Source organism: Pseudomonas sp. HS6, assembly GCF_023375815.1.
Classification (GTDB): Bacteria; Pseudomonadota; Gammaproteobacteria; order Pseudomonadales; family Pseudomonadaceae; genus Aquipseudomonas.
The window spans coordinates 216210-235410 of the sequence record NZ_CP067412.1 but is presented as its reverse complement, the minus strand read 5'-3'; the positions used below and the strand labels follow the sequence as shown (position 1 = coordinate 235410).

Annotated in this window: 19 protein-coding genes; 3 read left to right on the top strand and 16 right to left on the bottom strand. The window is 59.5% G+C overall.

Annotated features, from left to right (window positions below):
* Positions 1–15 precede the first annotated feature (15 nt).
* From JJN09_RS01145 to nhaA, 3 genes are all read right to left on the bottom strand, one after another.
* A complete protein-coding gene (locus JJN09_RS01145) occupies positions 16–246 on the bottom strand; it encodes a hypothetical protein (protein ID WP_249485104.1) in 231 nt (76 codons plus the stop codon).
* Positions 243–1433 (bottom strand): colicin E3/pyocin S6 family cytotoxin, encoded by a 1191-nt coding sequence (locus JJN09_RS01140; protein WP_249485103.1) that lies wholly within the window; start codon positions 1431–1433, stop codon positions 243–245. The genes JJN09_RS01145 and JJN09_RS01140 overlap by 4 nt, the downstream gene beginning before the upstream one ends.
* A 132-nt stretch (positions 1434–1565) precedes the next feature.
* Positions 1566–2753, bottom strand: coding sequence for a Na+/H+ antiporter NhaA (gene nhaA / locus JJN09_RS01135; RefSeq protein WP_249485102.1), 1188 nt, complete (start codon positions 2751–2753; stop codon positions 1566–1568).
* Between the two features lie 246 nt (positions 2754–2999).
* Between nhaA and JJN09_RS01130 the strand changes: the two genes are divergently transcribed.
* Positions 3000–4094 (top strand): PLP-dependent cysteine synthase family protein, encoded by a 1095-nt coding sequence (locus tag JJN09_RS01130; protein ID WP_096819518.1) that lies wholly within the window; start codon positions 3000–3002, stop codon positions 4092–4094.
* A gap of 133 nt (positions 4095–4227) precedes the next feature.
* On the opposite strand, the gene JJN09_RS01125 is transcribed toward JJN09_RS01130, so the two are convergent.
* The 3 genes from JJN09_RS01125 to JJN09_RS01115 all read right to left on the bottom strand — a co-directional run bounded on the left by JJN09_RS01125 (position 4228) and on the right by JJN09_RS01115 (position 7249).
* Positions 4228–5841, bottom strand: coding sequence for an NAD(P)/FAD-dependent oxidoreductase (locus JJN09_RS01125; protein WP_249485101.1), 1614 nt, complete (start codon positions 5839–5841; stop codon positions 4228–4230).
* A gap of 95 nt (positions 5842–5936) precedes the next feature.
* On the bottom strand, positions 5937–6590 hold the full coding sequence (locus JJN09_RS01120) for a COG3650 family protein (RefSeq protein WP_249485100.1): 654 nt from the start codon (positions 6588–6590) through the stop codon (positions 5937–5939).
* Between the two features lie 59 nt (positions 6591–6649).
* The gene (locus tag JJN09_RS01115) at positions 6650–7249 is read right to left on the bottom strand and encodes a short chain dehydrogenase (protein WP_192559958.1); all 600 of its coding nucleotides are present in this window, start codon (positions 7247–7249) and stop codon (positions 6650–6652) included.
* Positions 7250–7352: 103 nt separating this feature from the next.
* Here JJN09_RS01115 and JJN09_RS01110 point away from each other — a divergent pair, with 103 nt between their 5' ends.
* Complete coding sequence (locus JJN09_RS01110; protein ID WP_249485099.1) at positions 7353–8267, top strand: LysR family transcriptional regulator; 915 nt, start codon at positions 7353–7355, stop codon at positions 8265–8267.
* Here JJN09_RS01110 and JJN09_RS01105 read toward each other — a convergent pair.
* The 9 genes from JJN09_RS01105 to JJN09_RS01065 form a co-directional block, all read right to left on the bottom strand.
* Positions 8258–8731: a DoxX family protein gene (locus JJN09_RS01105; protein ID WP_249485098.1), complete on the bottom strand. Its 474-nt coding sequence runs from the start codon at positions 8729–8731 to the stop codon at positions 8258–8260. The genes JJN09_RS01110 and JJN09_RS01105 overlap by 10 nt on opposite strands.
* A 2-nt stretch (positions 8732–8733) precedes the next feature.
* On the bottom strand, positions 8734–9486 hold the full coding sequence (locus JJN09_RS01100; RefSeq protein WP_249485097.1) for a DUF2063 domain-containing protein: 753 nt from the start codon (positions 9484–9486) through the stop codon (positions 8734–8736).
* Positions 9483–10370: a DUF692 domain-containing protein gene (locus tag JJN09_RS01095; protein WP_249485096.1), complete on the bottom strand. Its 888-nt coding sequence runs from the start codon at positions 10368–10370 to the stop codon at positions 9483–9485. The genes JJN09_RS01100 and JJN09_RS01095 overlap by 4 nt, the downstream gene beginning before the upstream one ends.
* Positions 10371–10395: 25 nt before the next feature.
* On the bottom strand, positions 10396–10704 hold the full coding sequence (locus tag JJN09_RS01090) for a DUF2282 domain-containing protein (RefSeq protein ID WP_096819509.1): 309 nt from the start codon (positions 10702–10704) through the stop codon (positions 10396–10398).
* 156 nt (positions 10705–10860) lie between these two features.
* Positions 10861–11562, bottom strand: coding sequence for an ABC transporter ATP-binding protein (locus tag JJN09_RS01085; protein WP_096819507.1), 702 nt, complete (start codon positions 11560–11562; stop codon positions 10861–10863).
* The gene (gene livG, locus JJN09_RS01080; protein WP_249485095.1) at positions 11563–12330 is read right to left on the bottom strand and encodes a high-affinity branched-chain amino acid ABC transporter ATP-binding protein LivG; all 768 of its coding nucleotides are present in this window, start codon (positions 12328–12330) and stop codon (positions 11563–11565) included.
* Positions 12327–13583, bottom strand: coding sequence for a high-affinity branched-chain amino acid ABC transporter permease LivM (locus JJN09_RS01075; RefSeq protein ID WP_249485094.1), 1257 nt, complete (start codon positions 13581–13583; stop codon positions 12327–12329). Before JJN09_RS01075 ends, livG begins: the two co-directional genes overlap by 4 nt.
* Positions 13580–14503, bottom strand: coding sequence for a high-affinity branched-chain amino acid ABC transporter permease LivH (gene livH / locus JJN09_RS01070; RefSeq protein WP_249485093.1), 924 nt, complete (start codon positions 14501–14503; stop codon positions 13580–13582). The genes JJN09_RS01075 and livH overlap by 4 nt, the downstream gene beginning before the upstream one ends.
* 231 nt (positions 14504–14734) lie before the next feature.
* Complete coding sequence (locus tag JJN09_RS01065; RefSeq protein ID WP_249485092.1) at positions 14735–15862, bottom strand: branched-chain amino acid ABC transporter substrate-binding protein; 1128 nt, start codon at positions 15860–15862, stop codon at positions 14735–14737.
* A gap of 352 nt (positions 15863–16214) precedes the next feature.
* Here JJN09_RS01065 and JJN09_RS01060 point away from each other — a divergent pair, with 352 nt between their 5' ends.
* The gene (locus JJN09_RS01060) at positions 16215–16520 is read left to right on the top strand and encodes a DUF2288 domain-containing protein (protein ID WP_249485091.1); all 306 of its coding nucleotides are present in this window, start codon (positions 16215–16217) and stop codon (positions 16518–16520) included.
* Positions 16521–16839: 319 nt separating this feature from the next.
* Here the strand turns inward: JJN09_RS01060 and JJN09_RS01055 are convergent, their stop codons facing one another.
* Complete coding sequence (locus JJN09_RS01055; protein WP_249485090.1) at positions 16840–19041, bottom strand: hypothetical protein; 2202 nt, start codon at positions 19039–19041, stop codon at positions 16840–16842.
* Between the last annotated feature and the right edge of the window lie 160 nt (positions 19042–19201).

The following is a 19201-nucleotide window of genomic DNA, read 5'->3' as shown; positions in this document are numbered from 1 at the left end:
CCGCATGGCGAAAAGTCATTCGGTACATACCAGTTGAATTATACGATTTGCTCCTGAGAGTTTTTCCCCGGTCCATTCTTCCAGAATTTTGATCTGGTCTTCAGACAGGTCGCAACCATCGAATTCGTCTTCCGGATGTTGCCAGTTCATCAGTACCTTCAACGCTTCTGTATGGCATGCAGCAATCTTGACGCTGAAGAGCAGGTCTTCGGTTTTCTGATCAAAGACTTCAACTACATGAATCATTTCTCTACGCTCCTTGTGGGATCGGCAGGTTTTGTCTGTTCGCCTGTTTCAGGGTCGTACTCTCCTAGGTGCTTTCCTTGCTTGGTATACATCTCGACTTTGCCATGCTGAGAGTCCCACTCATAAATTTTTCCAGAAGCATCTTTCCATCGTCTGCGCTTTTTCCCTCCACCTCGAACCGACGTTTTCATTGGTGCAGATTTGACATCAGGAAATGCTGACAGTGATGTTGGGGCGGGATGATATTTGATGTCTCCACGAGCATTGACGACGATGTATAACGGTTTTACTCCCGAGCCCGCCGGAAACACCAATATGAAATCCCGATACTCCGGCGGATAAATCGGATTCACCAGAATCCCGTCCGCCGCTTTCGTCGGTGGGTACACCCAGATATGCGGTGCTTGCGGAGCGGCTTCCAGCGCGGGGATGCCGAGGATATCGGAGCCGTCCACGGCGGGCGTCCAGATCAGTTCGATGCCTTCGCCGAGGTCTGCGATAAACCGGTTACCGCGTGCGGTGAACTGCGCGACATCGACCATTTCCCAGTCGCGGTTCTTGCCGGTGTAGAAGCCGTAACCCTTGAGGCTGCCATCGGCCTGTTGTTCAACGTGCAAGCGCACGCGGGTGCGGGCCTGTTTGAGGGCGCGCAACTGGTCTTCGGTGTAGAGGGCGCTGTCGCCGAGGGTTGGCGTCCATAACGCAGCGACCAGGCCCGAGAGTAAGGCAGCTCCGCCCGCCCCGAGTGCCGTGATCGTTGGAAGCGCGAGTGTCGGTGCCCGGAGTGCAAGTCTGCCGATTTCGAGTGAGACCGTGCTGCCGCTGATGGTTTCAAGATTCAGCAGGCCTGCTTCGTCAACTTCACGAGCACCGAGCCAGACGACCTCGCCGTAATCTTTCAGGCTGTCAGTCGGCACCATCCCCGAAGAATTCGAGTAATCGATGATCGCGTCCGGCAACTTGCAGGACTTGGCGAACACGCAGCCAGCACGCACCGGCTCAGGCTTGTTCGCCGCGACCTCACGGTTGCGCTCGAAGGCGTCCTGTCTCGCCAGCATGGCGTCGTATTTGTCTTGTCGCTCTTGCTGATCGGCCAGTTCGGTGGCCGTCAAGTAGCGGTAGGTGACGTGATGGCCGTCGCCTGCCGGTGGGTTGGGAACCCGGGGAATGTCCTTTTGACCAGCCACTGATTGTCCTTTCGTTCATGCATCGGCAGCCCCTCGAAAGGGGCTGCACGACGTTAACGAAGCAGGAAAATCGTGGCTGTAGGACGCGTCTCTAAAGACGTGGGGATTGTTCGCTACGGCGATCCTGAAGTATCAGGAAGGCAGCGCGGTGTTCTTTCTGCTCGCCGCCAAGGTCACCGCATAACCGATCAATGCAGCGAACACCGAGCCGGTGAGAATGCCCATCCGGTCCATCCCGGCGTATTCACTGGCACCCGGCACGAAAGCTAGGGAGCCTACAAACAGGCTCATGGTGAAGCCGATCCCGCAGAGGATCGCCACGCCCAGCACCTGGCCCCAATTGGCGTTCTGGGGCAGGGCGGCGATGCCGGTCTTGACCGAGAGCCAGGTCAGGCCGAACACGCCGACGGTCTTGCCCAGCAGCAGGCCGACGGCGATGCCCATCGGGACGTGGTGGGTGAAGCTTTCGGCGGTCACGCCGGTCAGCGATAGACCAGCGTTGGCGAAGGCGAACAGCGGCAGGATGCCGTAGGCCACCCACGGGTGCAGCGCGTGTTCCAGGGTCAGCAGCGGTGAAGGCTCGGCGTTTTTCGTCCGCAGCGGGATGCAGAACGCCAGGGTCACGCCGGCCAGCGTCGCATGGACACCGCTCTTGAGGACGCAGACCCACAGGATCAGACCAATGATCATGTACGGCCCGAGCTTGACTACCCCGAGCCGGTTCATCGCCACCAGCGCCGCGATGCACGCGGCCGCCAGGCCCAACGACAGGGTCGACAGCTCACCGGAGTAGAAGATCGCAATGATCACGATGGCCCCGAGGTCGTCGATGATCGCGAGAGTCATCAGGAACAGCTTCAGCGACACCGGCACTCGTTTGCCGAGCAAGGCCAGCACGCCGAGGGCGAAGGCGATGTCAGTGGCGGTCGGAATCGCCCAGCCATCGAGGGCTGCCGGGTTGTCACGGTTGAGGAACCAGTAGATCAGCGCCGGCACCAGCATGCCGCCGATCGCTGCTGCACCGGGCAGGACGATCTGCGAAGGTTTCGACAGCTGACCGTCGAGTACTTCGCGTTTCACTTCCAGGCCGATCAGCAGGAAGAACAGCGCCATCAGGCCGTCGTTGATCCACAGCAGCAAGGGTTTGGCGATCTTCAACGCGCCGATCTGCGCCACCACGGGGGTGTCGAGCAGGCCGTTGTACAACCACGACAGCGGCGAGTTGTTGATGATTAAAGCCAGGATGGCCGCGGCGATCAGTAACAGACCGCTGGCAGCTTCCAACTGAAAGAAACGCGTGAAAGTGCTACGCAGAGGCAAGGTCGCTCTCCATCGATTAAGTCAAAAGGTGGGACACCCTAACCCGTACCGTTAGTTGTTAAAACAAAAGTTATATTCTTTTTTGTTATATGTGGTTACAGAGCGTCAAGTCGACGTGCAGCAGAGCCTAGCAGTTGCCAAAGGTATTGAAGCTCAGCTGTATCTGTCAGTGCCGTAGGTTTTTTCCTAAGCTTGAGGGCTGAGCCTGTGAAGGCACTTCTGCCCGATTCAACGAGATCAACAGCCATGAGCGACAACCGACAGTGGGCCCGCGAAGCCATCCGGATCATCGAAGCTGACTTCCAGCGCAGCGCCGACACCCACCTGATCCCCTTGCCGCTGCCGGGTTTTCCGGGCATCGAGTTGTATTTCAAGGACGAGTCCAGCCATCCCACCGGCAGCCTCAAGCACCGTCTGGCCCGTTCGCTGTTCCTCTACGCCTTGTGTAACGGCTGGCTCAAGCCTGGCGCGCCGGTGATCGAGGCGTCCAGCGGTTCGACGGCGATTTCCGAAGCGTATTTTGCGCGGATGCTCGGGCTGCCGTTCATTGCGGTGATGCCGGCGACCACGTCCAAGGAGAAGATTGCCCAGATCGCCTTCTATGGCGGCAAGAGCCATCTGGTGGACGATCCGACGCAGATCTACGCCGAATCCGAACGTCTGGCTCGCGAACACGACGGGCACTTCATCGACCAGTTCACCTACGCCGAACGCGCCACCGACTGGCGGGCGAACAACAACATCGCCGAGTCGATTTTCCAGCAGATGCGCTACGAGCAGCACCCGTGCCCGGCCTGGCTGATTTCCAGCCCCGGCACCGGCGGCACCACCGCGACGCTCGGCCGTTACGTGCGCTATCGCCAGCACTGCACCCGCGTGCTGTGCGCCGATGCCGAGCGTTCGGTGTTCTTTGACTTTTACCAGACCGGCGACGCCAGCCTGCGTCTGGACCACGGTTCGCGAATCGAAGGCATCGGCCGACCACGGGTAGAGGCGTCGTTCCTGCCGAAGGTGATCGATGCGATGGTCAAGGTGCCGGATGCGTTGTCGCTGGCGGCCATGCATTACCTGGCGCAACGTCTGGGGCGTCATGTCGGTGGGTCGAGCGGGACCAACCTGATCGGTGCGCTGATGGCGGCGCAGCAGATGAAAGCGGCGGGGGAGTCGGGGTCGATCGTGGCGATTCTGTGCGATGGCGGCGAGCGCTATGCGGACACGTATTACGATCAGGCGTGGCTCAAGGCGCAGGGCTATGAGCTGGATGGATTGATGGCGGCTGTGGCGGCGAGTGCCGAGAAAGGTGAAGCTCTGCCGGCTTCAGTGTTACGCGCAAATATCTGAGTTACCGGTAACCAATGTGGGAGCTGGCTTGCCAGCGATAGCGGAGTGTCAGTCAACATTAATTGTGAATCTGAGTCCGTCATCGCTGGCAAGCCAGCTCCCACAGTTTTTGCAGTGTTTCAGGTCGTGCGGATCAGGCTTCCAGGCCCAGGATGTCGCGTGCGACAGCTTCCGCGATACGAATCCCGTCAACACCCGCCGACAGAATCCCGCCCGCATAACCCGCGCCTTCACCGGCCGGGAACAGACCTTTGACATTCATGCTCTGCAGCGTTTCATCTCGAGTGATGCGCAGCGGCGACGAGGTGCGCGTCTCGATCCCGGTCAGCACTGCATCGTGCAGCGAATAACCGCGAATCTGCTTCTCGAACGCCGGCAGTGCTTCGCGGATCGCTTCGATGGCGAAATCCGGCAAGGCCAGGGCCAGATCGCCCAGCGCTACACCTGGTTTGTACGACGGCTCGACTTCGCCCAGTTCGGTCGAAGGAATGTCGTTGATGAAGTCGCCGACCAGTTGTGCCGGCGCCTTGTAGTCGCTGCCGCCGAGGATGAAGGCGTGGGACTCCAGACGTTCCTGCAACTCGATCCCGGCCAGCGGGCCGCCCGGATAATCGACTTCCGGGGTGATGCCGACGACGATGCCGGAGTTGGCGTTGCGCTCGTTACGCGAGTACTGGCTCATGCCGTTGGTGACCACGCGATTCGGCTCGGAAGTCGCCGCCACCACGGTGCCGCCCGGGCACATGCAGAAGCTGTAGACCGAACGGCCGTTCTTGGCGTGGTGCACCAGTTTGTAGTCGGCAGCGCCGAGTTTCGGGTGACCAGCGTATTTGCCCAGTCGCGCACGGTCGATCAGCGATTGCGGGTGCTCGATCCGGAAACCCACCGAGAACGGCTTGGCTTCCATGAACACGCCACGGCTGTGCAGCATGCGGAACGTATCGCGGGCACTGTGGCCTAGGGCCAGGACCACGTGTTTCGAATGCAGGGTTTCGCCGCTGGCCAGTTCGACGCCGACCAGTTGGCCGTCTTCTATCAGCACGTCGGTGACGCGTTCCTGGAAGCGCACTTCACCGCCCAGTGCACGGATCTCTTCACGCATGGTTTCGACCATGCCGGTCAGACGGAACGTACCGATGTGCGGTTTGCTGACGTAGAGGATTTCTTCCGGCGCGCCGGCCTTGACGAACTCGTGCAGGACTTTGCGGCCGAGGAATTTCGGATCCTTGATCTGGCTGTACAGCTTGCCGTCGGAGAACGTGCCCGCGCCGCCTTCGCCGAACTGCACGTTGGACTCGGGGTTGAGCACACTTTTGCGCCACAGGCCCCAGGTGTCCTTGGTGCGCTGGCGCACTTCGGTGCCGCGTTCGAGGATGATCGGCTTGAAGCCCATCTGGGCCAGCAGCAGCCCGGCGAAGATCCCGCACGGGCCGAAACCGACCACGATAGGACGCTGACTCAGGTCGCTCGGCGCCTGGCCGACGAATTTGTAGCTGACATCCGGCGCCACGTTGACGTTGCGGTCATCGGCGAACTTGCCCAGCACCTTGGCCTCGTCGCGCACCTCGAGGTCGATGGTGTAGATGAAGCACAGTTCGGAGGACTTTTTGCGCGCATCGTAGCTGCGCTTGAACAAGGTGAAATCGAGCAGGTCATCGCTGGCGATGCCCAGGCGCTGCACGATGGCGGGGCGCAGGTCTTCGTCGGGATGGTCGATCGGCAGCTTGAGTTCAGTGATTCGTAACATGACAGGATCCGGTTCGCGGGGCGCACAACTGCGCCAGGGCGTTTGAAGGCGGCGATTATAAGCCGCAACGGCCGGATCCCGTGAGGGTAAAACGATCAGTCGTTGCGCGATCCGCCGAAATACCCGCAACCGCGCTGTACCTTGCCGTCGATCCGCAACTCGGCGCTCATGTGCTGCACGCTGCCGGTGCTGCTGTCGACACAGCGCTGCGGCGCCACCCACAACTCGATACGCTGGTTGTTGGCTTCGCTGCTGAGGTTGAAACGGCCGTCGCCCAGTTGCTCTTCGACGTAGGGCACGGCGAGCGGTGGCTGGCCTTCGCGGTCGATGACCATGCCTTTGCCGCTGACTTTGACGTTCCATTCCGGGCCATGGCCGGCGGCGCGCAGGATCAATTGCTTGAAGTTCGGATCATCGCAAGCAGTGCCCGAGCGTTCGACGCGGTACAACTGGGTCAGGTCGAGACGGTCGCCGACGATCTTTCCGCGCACGTCGGCGAACAGCTTGCCCTGTTGATCGGCCAGCGTGGCGGCCTCTTGCAGGACGCTGGTGCCGCCGATGTCGTTGACCACGTATTGGCGTTGCTCGCCGCAGGCCTGGAACACCAGTTTGCCGTCGGCAGCGGTCAGTTGCCCTTGCATCCGCGTCTGGCCGACGTGGGAGGCGCTTTCCCGCGCGCCATCGAACAACTGGCACGCGGCAAACAGAGGGAGCAGGGCAACAACGATCAGGGAACGGGCAACACGCATCTTTGGCTCTCCAGACAAGTGCCGCCACGTTACGCAGGCTGACTGTTCATCACAAGGGTTTAGCCCACGTGAAATGTCTGACCTGTCTGCAAGCCTTCGACACTTTTGGCGTAGGCCAATGCCACGTCCGCCGCAGGAACCGGCTTGTAGCCACGGAAGTACGGGGCGTAGCTGCCCATGGCTTCCACCAGCACGGTCGGGCTGATCGAGTTCACGCGCAGGCCGCGTGGCAGTTCGATAGCGGCGGCACGGACGAAGCTGTCCAGAGCGCCGTTGACCAGAGCTGCCGAAGCACCGCTACGGATCGGGTCGTGGCTGAGCACGCCAGTGGTGAAGGTGAACGACGCGCCGTCGTTGGCGAATTCGCGGCCGATCAGCAGCAAATTGACCTGGCCCATCAGTTTGTCCTTGAGGCCGAGGGCGAAGCTGTCTTCGTTCATTTCGCCCAGCGGGGCGAAGGTCACGTTGCCGGCGGCGCAGACCAGGGCGTCGAACTTGCCGGTCTGTTCGAACAGCTTGCGGATCGATGCGCTGTCGCTGATATCTACCTGGAAATCGCCGCTGCTGCGACCGATGCGAATGACTTCGTGACGCTGCGACAGTTCTTTGTCCACGGCCGAACCGATGGTGCCGCCTGCGCCGATCAACAGAATTTTCATCGTGCTTGCCTCAAGTGATTGAACGAGGTTTCAGTCTAGAGTGGTTTTTTTCGTTGATAAGCGCGCTAATGGGCAACCTTTGGTTTTCAAATGGAAACAATCCATGAGCGAGATGGATGATCTGGCGGCGTTCGCGGTGTTGATCGAGGCGGGCAGTTTTACCTTGGCAGCGCAGCAACTGGGGTGCAGCAAGGGGCAGTTGTCCAAACGCATCAGTCAGCTGGAAACGCGGTTTTCCGTGGTGTTGCTGCAACGTACGACGCGCCGGCTCAGCCTGACGGCGGCCGGTGCGGCGTTGTTGCCGCAGGCCCAGGCGCTTGTAGTCCAGGTCGAAAGGGCACGTCAGGCATTGGCGCGCTTGAAGGACGATATGGCCGGCCCGGTGCGTATGACGGTGCCGGTGTCGCTGGGGGAAACGTTCTTCGATGGACTGTTGCTGGAGTTCTCCCAGAAATACCCCGAAGTACAGATCGAGCTGGAGTTGAACAACAGCTACCGCGATCTCTCCCGCGATGGCTTCGATCTGGCGATTCGCACCGAAGTCGCCAATGACGAGCGACTGGTGGCCAAGCCTTTGCTGGCCTGGCAGGAAATGACCTGTGCCAGTCCGGCGTACCTGGAGCGTTTCGGCGAGCCGCTGACCCCGCAGGCACTGGCCGAACACCGTTGTCTGCTCAACAGTCACTACAGCGGTCGCGAGGAATGGCTGTACCACCAGCAGCACGAGTTGTTGCGGGTGCGGGTCTCGGGGCCATTCGCCAGCAATCACTACAACCTGTTGAAGAAAGCCGCCCTGGCGGGCGCCGGCATCGCCCGCTTGCCATCCTATTTGTTGCAGGCGGAATTGGCTGACGGCCGATTGCGCTGGCTCCTTCGTGATTTTCAGACCCGGCGCATGCCGATGTATCTGGTTCACCCGTATCAGGGCGGGTTACCGAAACGTACCCAGGTACTCGCGGACTACCTGATCGGCTGGTTCAAGCGTAGCGGCGAGGCGCTGGACCGGCTTCAGCGGTAACGCCGGGCGATCAAATGATCGATCGACAGTTTGCCCGGCCCGGTGCTCATCAGGTACAGCAGAACCGCCGCCCAGGTGCCGTGAGTGGGGTAGGCGTCGGGGTACACGAACAACTCGATGACCAACGTCATGCCCAGCAATGCCAACGCCGAAAACCGCGTGGCGAAACCCATCAGTATCAGGATCGGGAAAAAGTGTTCGGCGAACGCTGCCATGTGAGCGGCGATTTCCGGTGACACCAGCGGCACGTGGTATTCGCTCTGGAACAGCGGAATCGTCGAGTCGGCCAGATGCGGCCAGCCGATCTGAAAGGTGCCGTCGATCAGGTCGATGGCCAGCCCCTCGACCTTGGTCTGCCCGGATTTCCAGAACACCGCCGCGATGGAAAAACGTGCGATGAAAGCGATCAGGCTGTGTGGGATTTTTTCCAGCAGTGCAATGGCGCTGGCAACGAGGCTGTTCATGGCTAAACCTTGTGATGTAAATGGGTGATGGCCTGGCGGCTGATCAACAGGGCCAGGGTCTGGCTGAGATCGAAGGCTTCTGCGGATTCCAGCGCCTGGGTGAGTGACAGGCCGGCCTTGAGCTGGCGAATGAACTGGCTGGCGCCGGGATCCACGGCGAACACCTCGACCTCCAACCCGTTGCGCAGGATCAACGCCTGTTGGGCCTGATTCAGATCGATCCCGGCCAGCGTGGCGTCGTGCTGATGCGCGGCCCAGATATCCACCACGGCAAAGACTGAATCGAGCACATGCAGCGAAGGATGCAGACCAATTTGCAGACTGCTCAGCGCCTCTTGATCGGCGAAGGCAGCGGCAATCTGTTCCTGGCTCGACGGTGATGCATCAGCAGCGTGATAGGCCAGCGTGCGCAAGCGTTCCAGCCGCGCGACATCGGCCAGGTAAGGCACGCTCGACGCCGGTTCGAATCCACTGATGAAGTCCGCCAGATCACTGCCGTAGTCGCTCATCAACGGACTGTGTGGTGGATGGTTTTGAATGAAAACTCCGGCCATGGCGCGGAAAAATTCCTCTCCCACCAACTGCATTACCACGGGAAAACTGTCGGCCAGTGCGTTGCTCAACGAACCCTGCACGTTGTTGCGGTACACCGCGAATCGACTGGCCGGATCGGCCCCGTTAGTGCTGTACAAACCGTGGGGGCAGGGCAGGCCAACATCGAGAAGTGCTGCGCTGAAAGTGGCTTGAGTAGTCATGGCTGAGCTCCTGCGCAAAGCAGAAGCTCATCGGTTTGTTGTGCTTCGGCCAACAGCACGTTGAAGGCCGGCACCTGATTGTCCCGCTCGATCAACGTCGCAACCGGGCCGACGCGCTCCAGCGCCTGCCGGTACAACGACCAGACGGCCTGATCGATCGGTGCGCCGTGATCGTCGATCAGCATGCGATCACCGAGGCTGTCGGAATCTTCGGCAAAACCCGCGAGATGAATCTCGCCGACGGCGTGCAATGGCAGCGCGTCGAGGTAGGCCAGGGGATCGCGTTGATGGTTGATGCACGAGACGTAGACGTTGTTGACGTCCAGCAACAAACCGCAACCAGTGCGCCGGATGACTTCACGGATGAAATCCGCTTCGTCGATCGTCGAGCGCTGGAATGCCAGATATGTCGCCGGGTTTTCCAACAACATCGGGCGCTTGAGGGTGTTCTGCACCTGGTCGATGTGAGCGCAGACGCGATTCAGCGTCGGCGTGTCGTAAGCCAGGGGCAATAGATCATTGAGGAACACCGGGCCGTGGCTCGACCAGGCCAGGTGTTCGGAAAAGGAGTGGGGTTGATAACGCTCGATCAGCGTGCTCAGACGTTTGAGGTGTTGAATGTCCAGCGGGCCTTCGGCACCAATGGACAAGCCGACGCCATGCAGCGACAGCGGATACGCCTCGCGGATCAAACCCAGAAAGTGATGGAACGGGCCGCCGGCCACCATGTAGTTTTCGGCGTGGACTTCGAAGAAACCGATGTCCGGTAAAGAACCGAGCACTTCACGAAAGTGCCCGGTCTTGAGCCCCAGCCCGGCACGGGGCGGGAGCCCGGGGAGGGCTGCCCGAGTGCGGGTGGAGGCATGGTCGCAGGAAGTGATCACGATCAACACTCGGGCAGCCGCCGGATCAGGACTTGGCCTTGAAGGCTTCCATCTGACCGAAACCGGTCGGCGAGGTTTTGCTTTCGGTGGTGGCGCAGGTGCCTTTCGGAACGAATTTCCAGGAGTTGGCCTGGTAATCCATTTTTGCCGTGCCTGCGCAGGTGGTGCCGGCACCGGCGGCGCAATCGTTATGACCTTTCATGGCCACGCCGAAGCATTTTTCCATGTTGGTGTTGTCGGCAGCCTGGACAGTCGAAACGGCGGCCATGCTCAGAGCAGAACCAAGGGCCAGAACCAGGGCGGTGGCGGACAGGGTGCGGGTGGTAGCAGTCATGATGTTTCTCCGGTTTCAACTTGGGTTGGAACAAGCGATGTGCGCTTGCTTACCCCACTAGAGAAACGACCTGGCGATGCGTTACAGCAATCGATGAAATAATTTCCAAACGTAAAAAAACGGCCCGAAGGCCGTTTTTTTGTTTGAAGCGATCAATCAACCGCCGAGGTACGCCTCGCGCACTTTCGGGTCGGTCAGCAGCGCTTCACCGGTGCCTTGCATCACCACCCGGCCGTTCTCCAGCACGTAGGCACGGTCAGCGATTTTCAGCGCCTGGTTGGCGTTCTGCTCGACCAGGAACACCGTCACCCCGTCCTTGCGCAGCTGTTCGATGATGTCGAAGATCTGCTGGATGATGATCGGTGCCAGGCCCAGCGACGGTTCGTCGAGCAGCAGCAATTTCGGCTTGCTCATCAGCGCCCGGCCGATGGCGAGCATTTGCTGTTCGCCGCCGGACATGGTGCCGCCGCGCTGGTTGAAGCGTTCTTTCAGGCGTGGGAAAAGTCCGAGAACCTTGTCCATCTGTTCCTGATAGTCGCCCTTGTCAGTGAAGAATCCGCCCATGGACAGGTTCTCTTCGACGGTCAGGCGGGCAAACACCCGACGGCCTTCCGGCACCACGGCGATGCTCTTGCGCATGATCTGCGACGATTCCTGGCCGACCAGTTCCTCACCCATGTAGCGGATGCTGCCGCTGTGCGCCTGCGGCGAACCGCACAGCGTCATCAGCAGGGTGGACTTGCCGGCACCGTTGGCGCCGATCAGGGTCACGATCTCGCCCTGGCGGACTTCGACGTTGACGCTGTGCAGGGCCTGGATCTTGCCGTAGAAGGTGGAAACGTTTTCGAACTGCAGCATTTACGCTTCCCCCAGGTAGGCTTTGATCACTTCAGGATTGTCGCGGATCTGTTCCGGCGTGCCGTTGGCCAGAGGCGTGCCCTGGTTGATCACGACGATGTGGTCGGAAATGCTCATGACCAGTTTCATGTCGTGCTCGATCAGCAGCACCGTCACGTTGTGCTCTTCACGCAGCACGCTGATCAGCGCCTTGAGGTCTTCGGTTTCCTTCGGGTTCAGACCGGCGGCCGGTTCGTCGAGCATGAGGATCCGCGGACGGGTCATCATGCAGCGCGCAATTTCCAGACGACGTTGCTGACCGTAGGCCAGAGTGCCGGCCGGACGGTTGGCGAACTCCTTGAGGTTGACCTTTTCCAGCCAGTATTCGGCGTATTCCATGGCCTCGCGCTCGCTTTTGCGAAACGCCGGGGTCTTGAACAGACCGGCCAGGAAATTGGTGTTCAGGTGACGGTGCTGGGCGATCAACAGGTTCTCGACCGCCGTCATGTCCTTGAACAACCGCACGTTCTGGAAGGTACGCACAACGCCTTTGAGGGCGATCTTGTGGCCCGGCAGGCCTTCGATCGACTCGCCGTCGAGGACGATGCTGCCGCCGCTCGGCTTGTAGAAACCAGTCAGGCAGTTGAACACGGTGGTCTTGCCCGCGCCGTTCGGCCCGATCAGTGCAACCACCTGTTTTTCCTTCACGGTCAGGGCCACGCCGTTGACCGCCAGCAGGCCGCCGAAGCGCATGCTCAGATTTTCGACTTTCAGGATCTCGCGGCTCATTTGCGCAGCTCCATGTGAGGACGTTGCATGGGCAGCAGACCTTGAGGTCGCCAGATCATCATCAGCACCATCAGGGCGCCGAACATCAGCATGCGGTACTCACTGAACTCACGCATCATTTCCGGCAGCAGGATCATCACGACCGCGGCCAGTACCACGCCCAGCTGCGAGCCCATGCCGCCCAGCACCACGATGGCGAGAATGGTCGCCGACTCGATGAAGGTGAAGGACTCCGGCGTCACCAGACCCTGACGGGCGGCGAAGAAACTGCCGGCGAAACCGGCGAAGCAGGCACCCAGGGTAAACGCCGAGAGCTTGATGATCGTCGGATTCAGACCCAGCGCGCGGCAAGCGATCTCGTCTTCGCGCAACGCTTCCCAGGCACGGCCCAGGGGCATGCGCAGCAAGCGGTTGATGACGAACAGCGCGAACAGCGACAGCAACACCGCGATCAGGTAAAGGAAGATCACCTTGTTCACCGGGTTGTAGGTCAGCCCGAAGTACTCGTGAAAGGTCTGCATCCCCTCTGCAGCCGTCTTGTCGAAGGTCAATCCGAAAAGCGATGGCTTGGGAATGTTACTAATGCCGTTCGGGCCGCCGGTGATGTCGGTGAGGTTACGCAGGAACAGACGGATGATTTCACCGAAGCCCAGCGTCACGATCGCCAGATAGTCACCGCGCAGACGCAGTACCGGGAAACCGAGCAGGAAGCCGAAGGTGGCCGCCATCAGTCCGGCGATCGGCAGGCAGATCCAGAAGCTCAGGCCGTAGTAATGCGACAGCAGCGCATAACTGTAGGCGCCGACGGCATAGAAGCCGACGTAACCCAGGTCGAGCAGGCCTGCCAGGCCGACCACGATGTTCAGGCCCAGGCCCAGCATCACGTAGATCAGCACCAGCGTGGCGATATCCACCGCGCCGCGAGAGCCGAAGAACGGCCAGACCAGCGCACCGATAATCAACGCAATGATGATCCAGCGCTGGGTGGTCGGCAGGGTCAGGAAGCTGCTGGCCTTGGCCGGCATCTTGGGCAGGTTCGGCGAGGATTTCCAAGCCGCGCCGATCTGCCGGTCGAACAACACGCGCAGGAACATCAGTACCGAGCAGACGGCAATGGTGATCAAGGTCGAGGTACTGGTGCCATGCACTTCGAGGTTGATGCCGACGATGGTCAGCTTCAGACCGAGTACCGGGTAGGCCACAGCCCACACCAGCAGGGCGCTGAACAGCGCCTGTTTAAGATTCCTAGTCATACTTTCTCAACCTCCGGACGACCCAACAGGCCGGTTGGCCGGAACAACAGCACCAGAACCAGCAGGCCGAACGCCACGACGTCCTTGTACTGGTCGCCGAAGATATCGGCACCAAAGGCTTCCGCCACACCGAGCACCAGCCCGCCGAGCATGGCGCCGGGGATGCTGCCGATCCCGCCCAGTACCGCGGCGGTGAAGGCCTTGAGGCCGACGAGGAAACCGGCGTTCGGGTTGATCACGCCGTATTGCATGCTCAGCAGCACGGCCGCGATGGCCGCCAGCGCAGCACCGATGACGAAGGTCAGGGCGATGATGTTGTTGGTGTTGATGCCCAGCAGGTTGGCCATCTTGATGTCTTCGGCACAGGCACGGCAGGCGCGACCCAGGCGAGAGCGGGAGATGAACAGCGTCAGGCCGAGCATGGCGACCAGGGTCACCACGAACACCACGATTTGCATGTAGGAAATCAGCACTTCATGTGCGCCACCTGGCCCGATGGAAATGTTGCCGGGGATCAGGTTGGGGATGGATTTGTCCTTGGAGTCTTGCGCCAGCAGAACCGTGTTCTGCAGGAAGATCGACATACCGATGGCGGAAATCAGCGGGATCAGACGGTTGCTGCCGCGCAAGGGGCGGTAGGCGACGCGTTCGATGCTGTAACCGTAGGCACTGGTCACGACGATGGTTGCGAGAAAAGCGGCGGTCATCAACAGCGGAACGCTGTCGAGTCCCATCATGGACAGCCCGGCGATGGCGATGAACGCCACGTAGGAGCCGATCATGTAGACCTCGCCGTGGGCGAAGTTGATCATTCCAATGATGCCGTAGACCATCGTATAGCCGATGGCGATCAGGGCATACGTGCTGCCAATGGTCATGCCATTAACCAGCTGTTGGAAGAAGTGATAGAGGTCAGGCATTACTGCGCTCCTAAAAACCTGATACGCATTTCACTGGTGGAGTCATTTTCCCGCCCGGCCCCGTGGATCTTTATCCACTTCGAATCCGGGTTTTGCCAGCGAACCGCTGATGACGGTTTTGAGATTTTCAGGTGGGGAGACTGGCGGATCACGCCAGCGCGGCCCAATACATTCGTAAAACAAAGCCCACGGCACGCCGTGGGCTTTATTGGCAGTCAGTCAGGCAGCGCCTTACTGAGGCGAAACTTCGGTTTTAGGTTTGCCGAAGTGCCACTCGTAGACCACGAATTTGAAGTCCTTCAGGTCGCCCTTGGCGTCGAAGCTCAGGTCGCCGGTAGGGGTCTTGAAGGTGCCGGCGTGAATGGCAGCCGCCACTTTGGCAGGGTCTTCGGATTTGGCAGCGGCGATACCGCCGGCAATCACTTCAACCGCCGAGTAGGAAGGGAACACGAACGGACCGCTCGGGTCTTCTTTCTTCGCCTTGAATGCATCAGCCAGAGCAACGTTGGCCGGATCCTGGTCGAAGGACTTCGGCAGGGTCACCAGCAGGCCTTCGGACGCGTCCTTGGCGATCTGCGAAATGGAGTCGTTACCCACGCCTTCCGGACCCATGAACTTGGCTTTCAGGCCTTTTTCCTGGGACTGACGCAGGATCAGGCCCAGCTCTGGGTGGTAGCCGCCGTAGTAGACGAAGTCGACGTTGGCTTGCTTGAGCTTGGCAATCATCGAAGAGAAGTCTTTGTCGCCGGCGTTGACGCCTTCGAACACGGCAACCTTGACGCCTTTGCCTTCCAGGGTTTTCTTCACGGCGGTGGCAATGCCTTCACCGTATTGCTGTTTGTCGTGCAGGACAGCAACGATTTTCGGTTTTACGTGATCGGCAATGTAGTTACCGGCGGCAGGACCCTGGGCGCTGTCCAGACCGATGGTGCGGAACACCATTTTGTAACCACGGCTAGTGATGTCCGGGCTGGTGGCAGCCGGGGTGATCATGATCACGCCTTCGTCTTCGTAAACGTCCGAAGCAGGCTGAGTGGAGCTGGAGCACAGGTGACCGACCACGAACTTGACGCCGTCGTTGACGACCTTGTTCGCAACGGCTACCGCTTGTTTCGGGTCGCAAGCGTCATCGTATTCAACGGCTTCGAGTTTCTTGCCGTCGACGCCGCCCTTGGCGTTGATCTGTTCGATGGCCATTTTGGCGCCACTGAACTGCATGTCGCCGTACTGGGCTACCGGGCCGGTTTTAGGGCCGGCGATACCGATCTTGATGGTGTCAGCTGCGAACGAATGGCTGGCAACCCCGGCCAGTACCATAGCGGCAAACAGTTTGGAAATCTGCTTAGTAGCCTTAGTCATAGTGCTCCACTCTTACTGTTGTATTTTTTTAGAGTCCTGACGCCGTAGCAGCAGAACCGGGCCAGATATCATCGCGATATCCTCCGGAAATGCCCCCGGCAACTGTACCGGTACAGTGTAGAGCGCCGGTTGTTGGCCTGGGAAGCTGGCGCCAAGGGGCAAATTCTGGAGATGTCGCTTTAATGAAAGAAAAAGACAGAATTGCGGCGGAACGTTCAGAGGGCTTATACCCCAATCATCAGCATTCCCTGGCCTTCCTGCTCTTTTCGTTCGGTATAGCCTTTTGCAACCGGGTTTTTCTGCCGGACCACCGACGTTATCATTCGCGCCGATTTCTTTTCCGGACAGTCCCATGAATCAAGAACCTAGCACCCTCTATGCCAAGCTGCTTGGTGAAACCGCATCTATTAACTGGAAAGAGCTGGAGCGCTTCTACGCCCAGGGTGCCCTATTGTGGGTCGATGCCGACCTTGATTTGATCGCGGTGGCTGAGGCCGTGGCATCGGATCAAGGCGAGAAAGTCGCTGCCTGGCTGGCCGAAGACAAGGTCGCCAAGCTCTCTGAAACGCGGGCGCTGGATATTTTTGAACGCGATCCGCAGATGTGGGCAGTGGTGGTCCGGCCATGGATTCTGGTCCAGGAAAGGGCGTCAACCTGAAGGGTTGCACCTTGATGGTGCGCATGATCGCCGAGTAAAAGTGTGTAGCCGAGTAGCGTGATGGCACGTTGCCGTAGAGAAACGCCACAAGCGGGGGTGGCATAACGGTGACGTAAACGTAACGGGCACAGTTTAGTAAGCAGCCTAACGGCTGCTTAATTGTTTCTGGATGTTGGAAAGGCTGAAATCTTCAGTGAATTTCAGGGCCTCATCGCTGGCAAGCCAGCTCCCACAGTCTTTGTGTCGAACAAAGCATTAATGATCGACGCAGAAACTGTGGGAGCTGGCTTGCCAGCGATTGGGGCGCCTCGGTCTGCTGTCAGACCGAGTAAGTCTTGCCGGTATGGTTATTCAGCGAAATGACCTTGGTCTTGCCGATCCGGTGACGGTAGATCTCACGCAGATACTTGATCGACTTCTTCACGCAATCGCGCGACAGGCGGATGTCGTTGATCGAGACAAACTTCTCTTTGTCGTTGATCAGCTCGCGGTACTTCTTCTCGTACATCGGTTTGATCGCGTACCAGTTGGTATCGAGGATCTTCGCCGGGTTCTCGAACTCGTTGAGCAGGTCATCGATGCGATCTTCGTCGAATTCTTCGTTGATGATGAAGTCGAGGATCGAGTTGTCGAGGGTCTCGTCGAAACGGTACGGGGTCTTCGCGAAGCATCGCTTGATGAATGCCACGATCAGGGTCAGGAAGTCGTCCGACAGGCACGGGCTCTTGGCGATCAGGGTGGTCAGCGACAGGTTGGCCGAGGCGCCGATCACCAGTGCGTAACGCTTGAGCGTGGTGTTGGGGAACAGGCTGTTGAGGTGGGTCTTCAACCGGTTCAGGTCCATGTACGACAGCTTGTAGTCTTTCGGCAGCGAAACGATCGAGACCACCGACGAGCAATTCTTGAAGAAGTGCAGGTCATGCAGTGCGGCGGCGTCGTAGCCGGAGTTCTTGTACTGCTCAAGCGAGGCGCGATAGCGCTTGGATTCGATCGGCAGCAGGCTGATGCCTTCGATGGCCTGAGTGACCTTGTTGAAGTGCGGCAGGTCGATCGAGCGGAAGAACAGGTCGTCGATGTTCAGGCGCTGTGGCTCTTTGTCGAACACCTTGAACTTGTCGCTGCTCGGCGGCGGGGTTTCCGGCACCACGGATTCTGCGTAGGCAATCGCCACCGGGCCGGCCAGACTCATGAACAGGTCGTTGGCGTCCAGGCGAATGGTCTCGCCGATGTCGATGCCGGCACGACGGAAATAGTTCTGGTCGTAGTCGGTCGTGACTGCCTGCGCCGTCAGAATGTTGAAGATCTGCTGCGAGATGTACTGGTTGGCGTGCTTTTCCATCGCATTGACATCAATGTTCTGGATGTTGCCGTCATCGCTTTCTTCGGCGTAACGCATGATGTCGTTGGAGATCAGCATCATCGCGTTCCATGGGCGGATACGGCCCATGACGCTGGCTTCGCTGCTGTCTTCGTTGGCGAAGTTGTACGAGAAATCCCATTCTTCCGACAAGTATTTGCACAGCAGGCGACCGGCGTTGATGTGCAGCGCCTCGGACATTTCGCTGCGGTGGTCGGAAATGTTCGGCAGCACGCAGATACCGCTGGTGAAGATCGGCTCGAACACGAACGAATGACCGCTTTTGCCGTCATGTTCGTCCATCGGCTTGGTGTCGAACGTCTTGTTCATGTACGAGTGCTGCTGGGCCAGGCCGAATTCCGAGGCCATGCCCGAACCGGTACCGCCGCCGGCACTGAAGATCGAGAAATACAGGCGCGACTGGTTGGCCTTGATGCCGCAGCTGTCGATCAGGTACGAGTGGATCATTTTCCAGTCAGGACTGGAGAAGCGCTGGGTATCCTTGTTCAGGATGATCTTCGCCAGATACTGGCCGAGGATCGGCGCGTTACCGGCGCCACCAGCATGGACTTCGGACAAGTCCATGATTTTCATTTTGCTGTAGTCGCGCAGGAAGCCGCTTTTCTCGCCCTTGCGCGAGAAACGGATGCGCCCGGCAATGTCCTTGTCCAGGTCGCCGAGCATCACCAGCGGTTCCACCAGGAACACCGGTTTGGTGGACTTGTTCGGGCCGATCCGCAGGTTCTGCTTGATCCACTGGGCCGGGCTGTAGCCTTTGTCGGACGCCAGACGTCGGTCAGCCGCGCGATCTTCGTTGTTGAATTCGTTGAGGTAGAACTTGCGCGCGTTGTACACCAGTTCCGCCACGTCGAGGGCGATGTTGGAACCGCAGCGACCGAGTCCGATCAGGCACACCGACGGGAATTCCTGATCGTTGTGCTGCTCGTTGTCGCCTTCCAGGTGCGGCGGGCGCGGGAACACCAGGTCACGCAGGCCGTCGAGGTTGTCGAGGATGCGGTCAGTGTTGGTTTCGGTGAAGTACAGGTATTGCTGGGTGCCCGACGGGCGCGAAGGAGGCAATGGCTTCATCGGGGCAGGGCTGTTCGCTGCAGGGCTCAGGGTCAGATCGGATACCGCAGTGGCCGGATTGTTTTTAGAAGTCATTGTGCGCCATATACCTGGACTGGTTGGTTCGGCGACCGCTGTCGTCGAGCCTCACGGAATGGGAATCTCGCGTCTTTTTGCTGCGCGTATTTGGCCCGTGCGTCAGGGCTCTGGCCTGAGTGTCGCGCGGGGGAATCCTTTCCTGATTGATGATGGATCG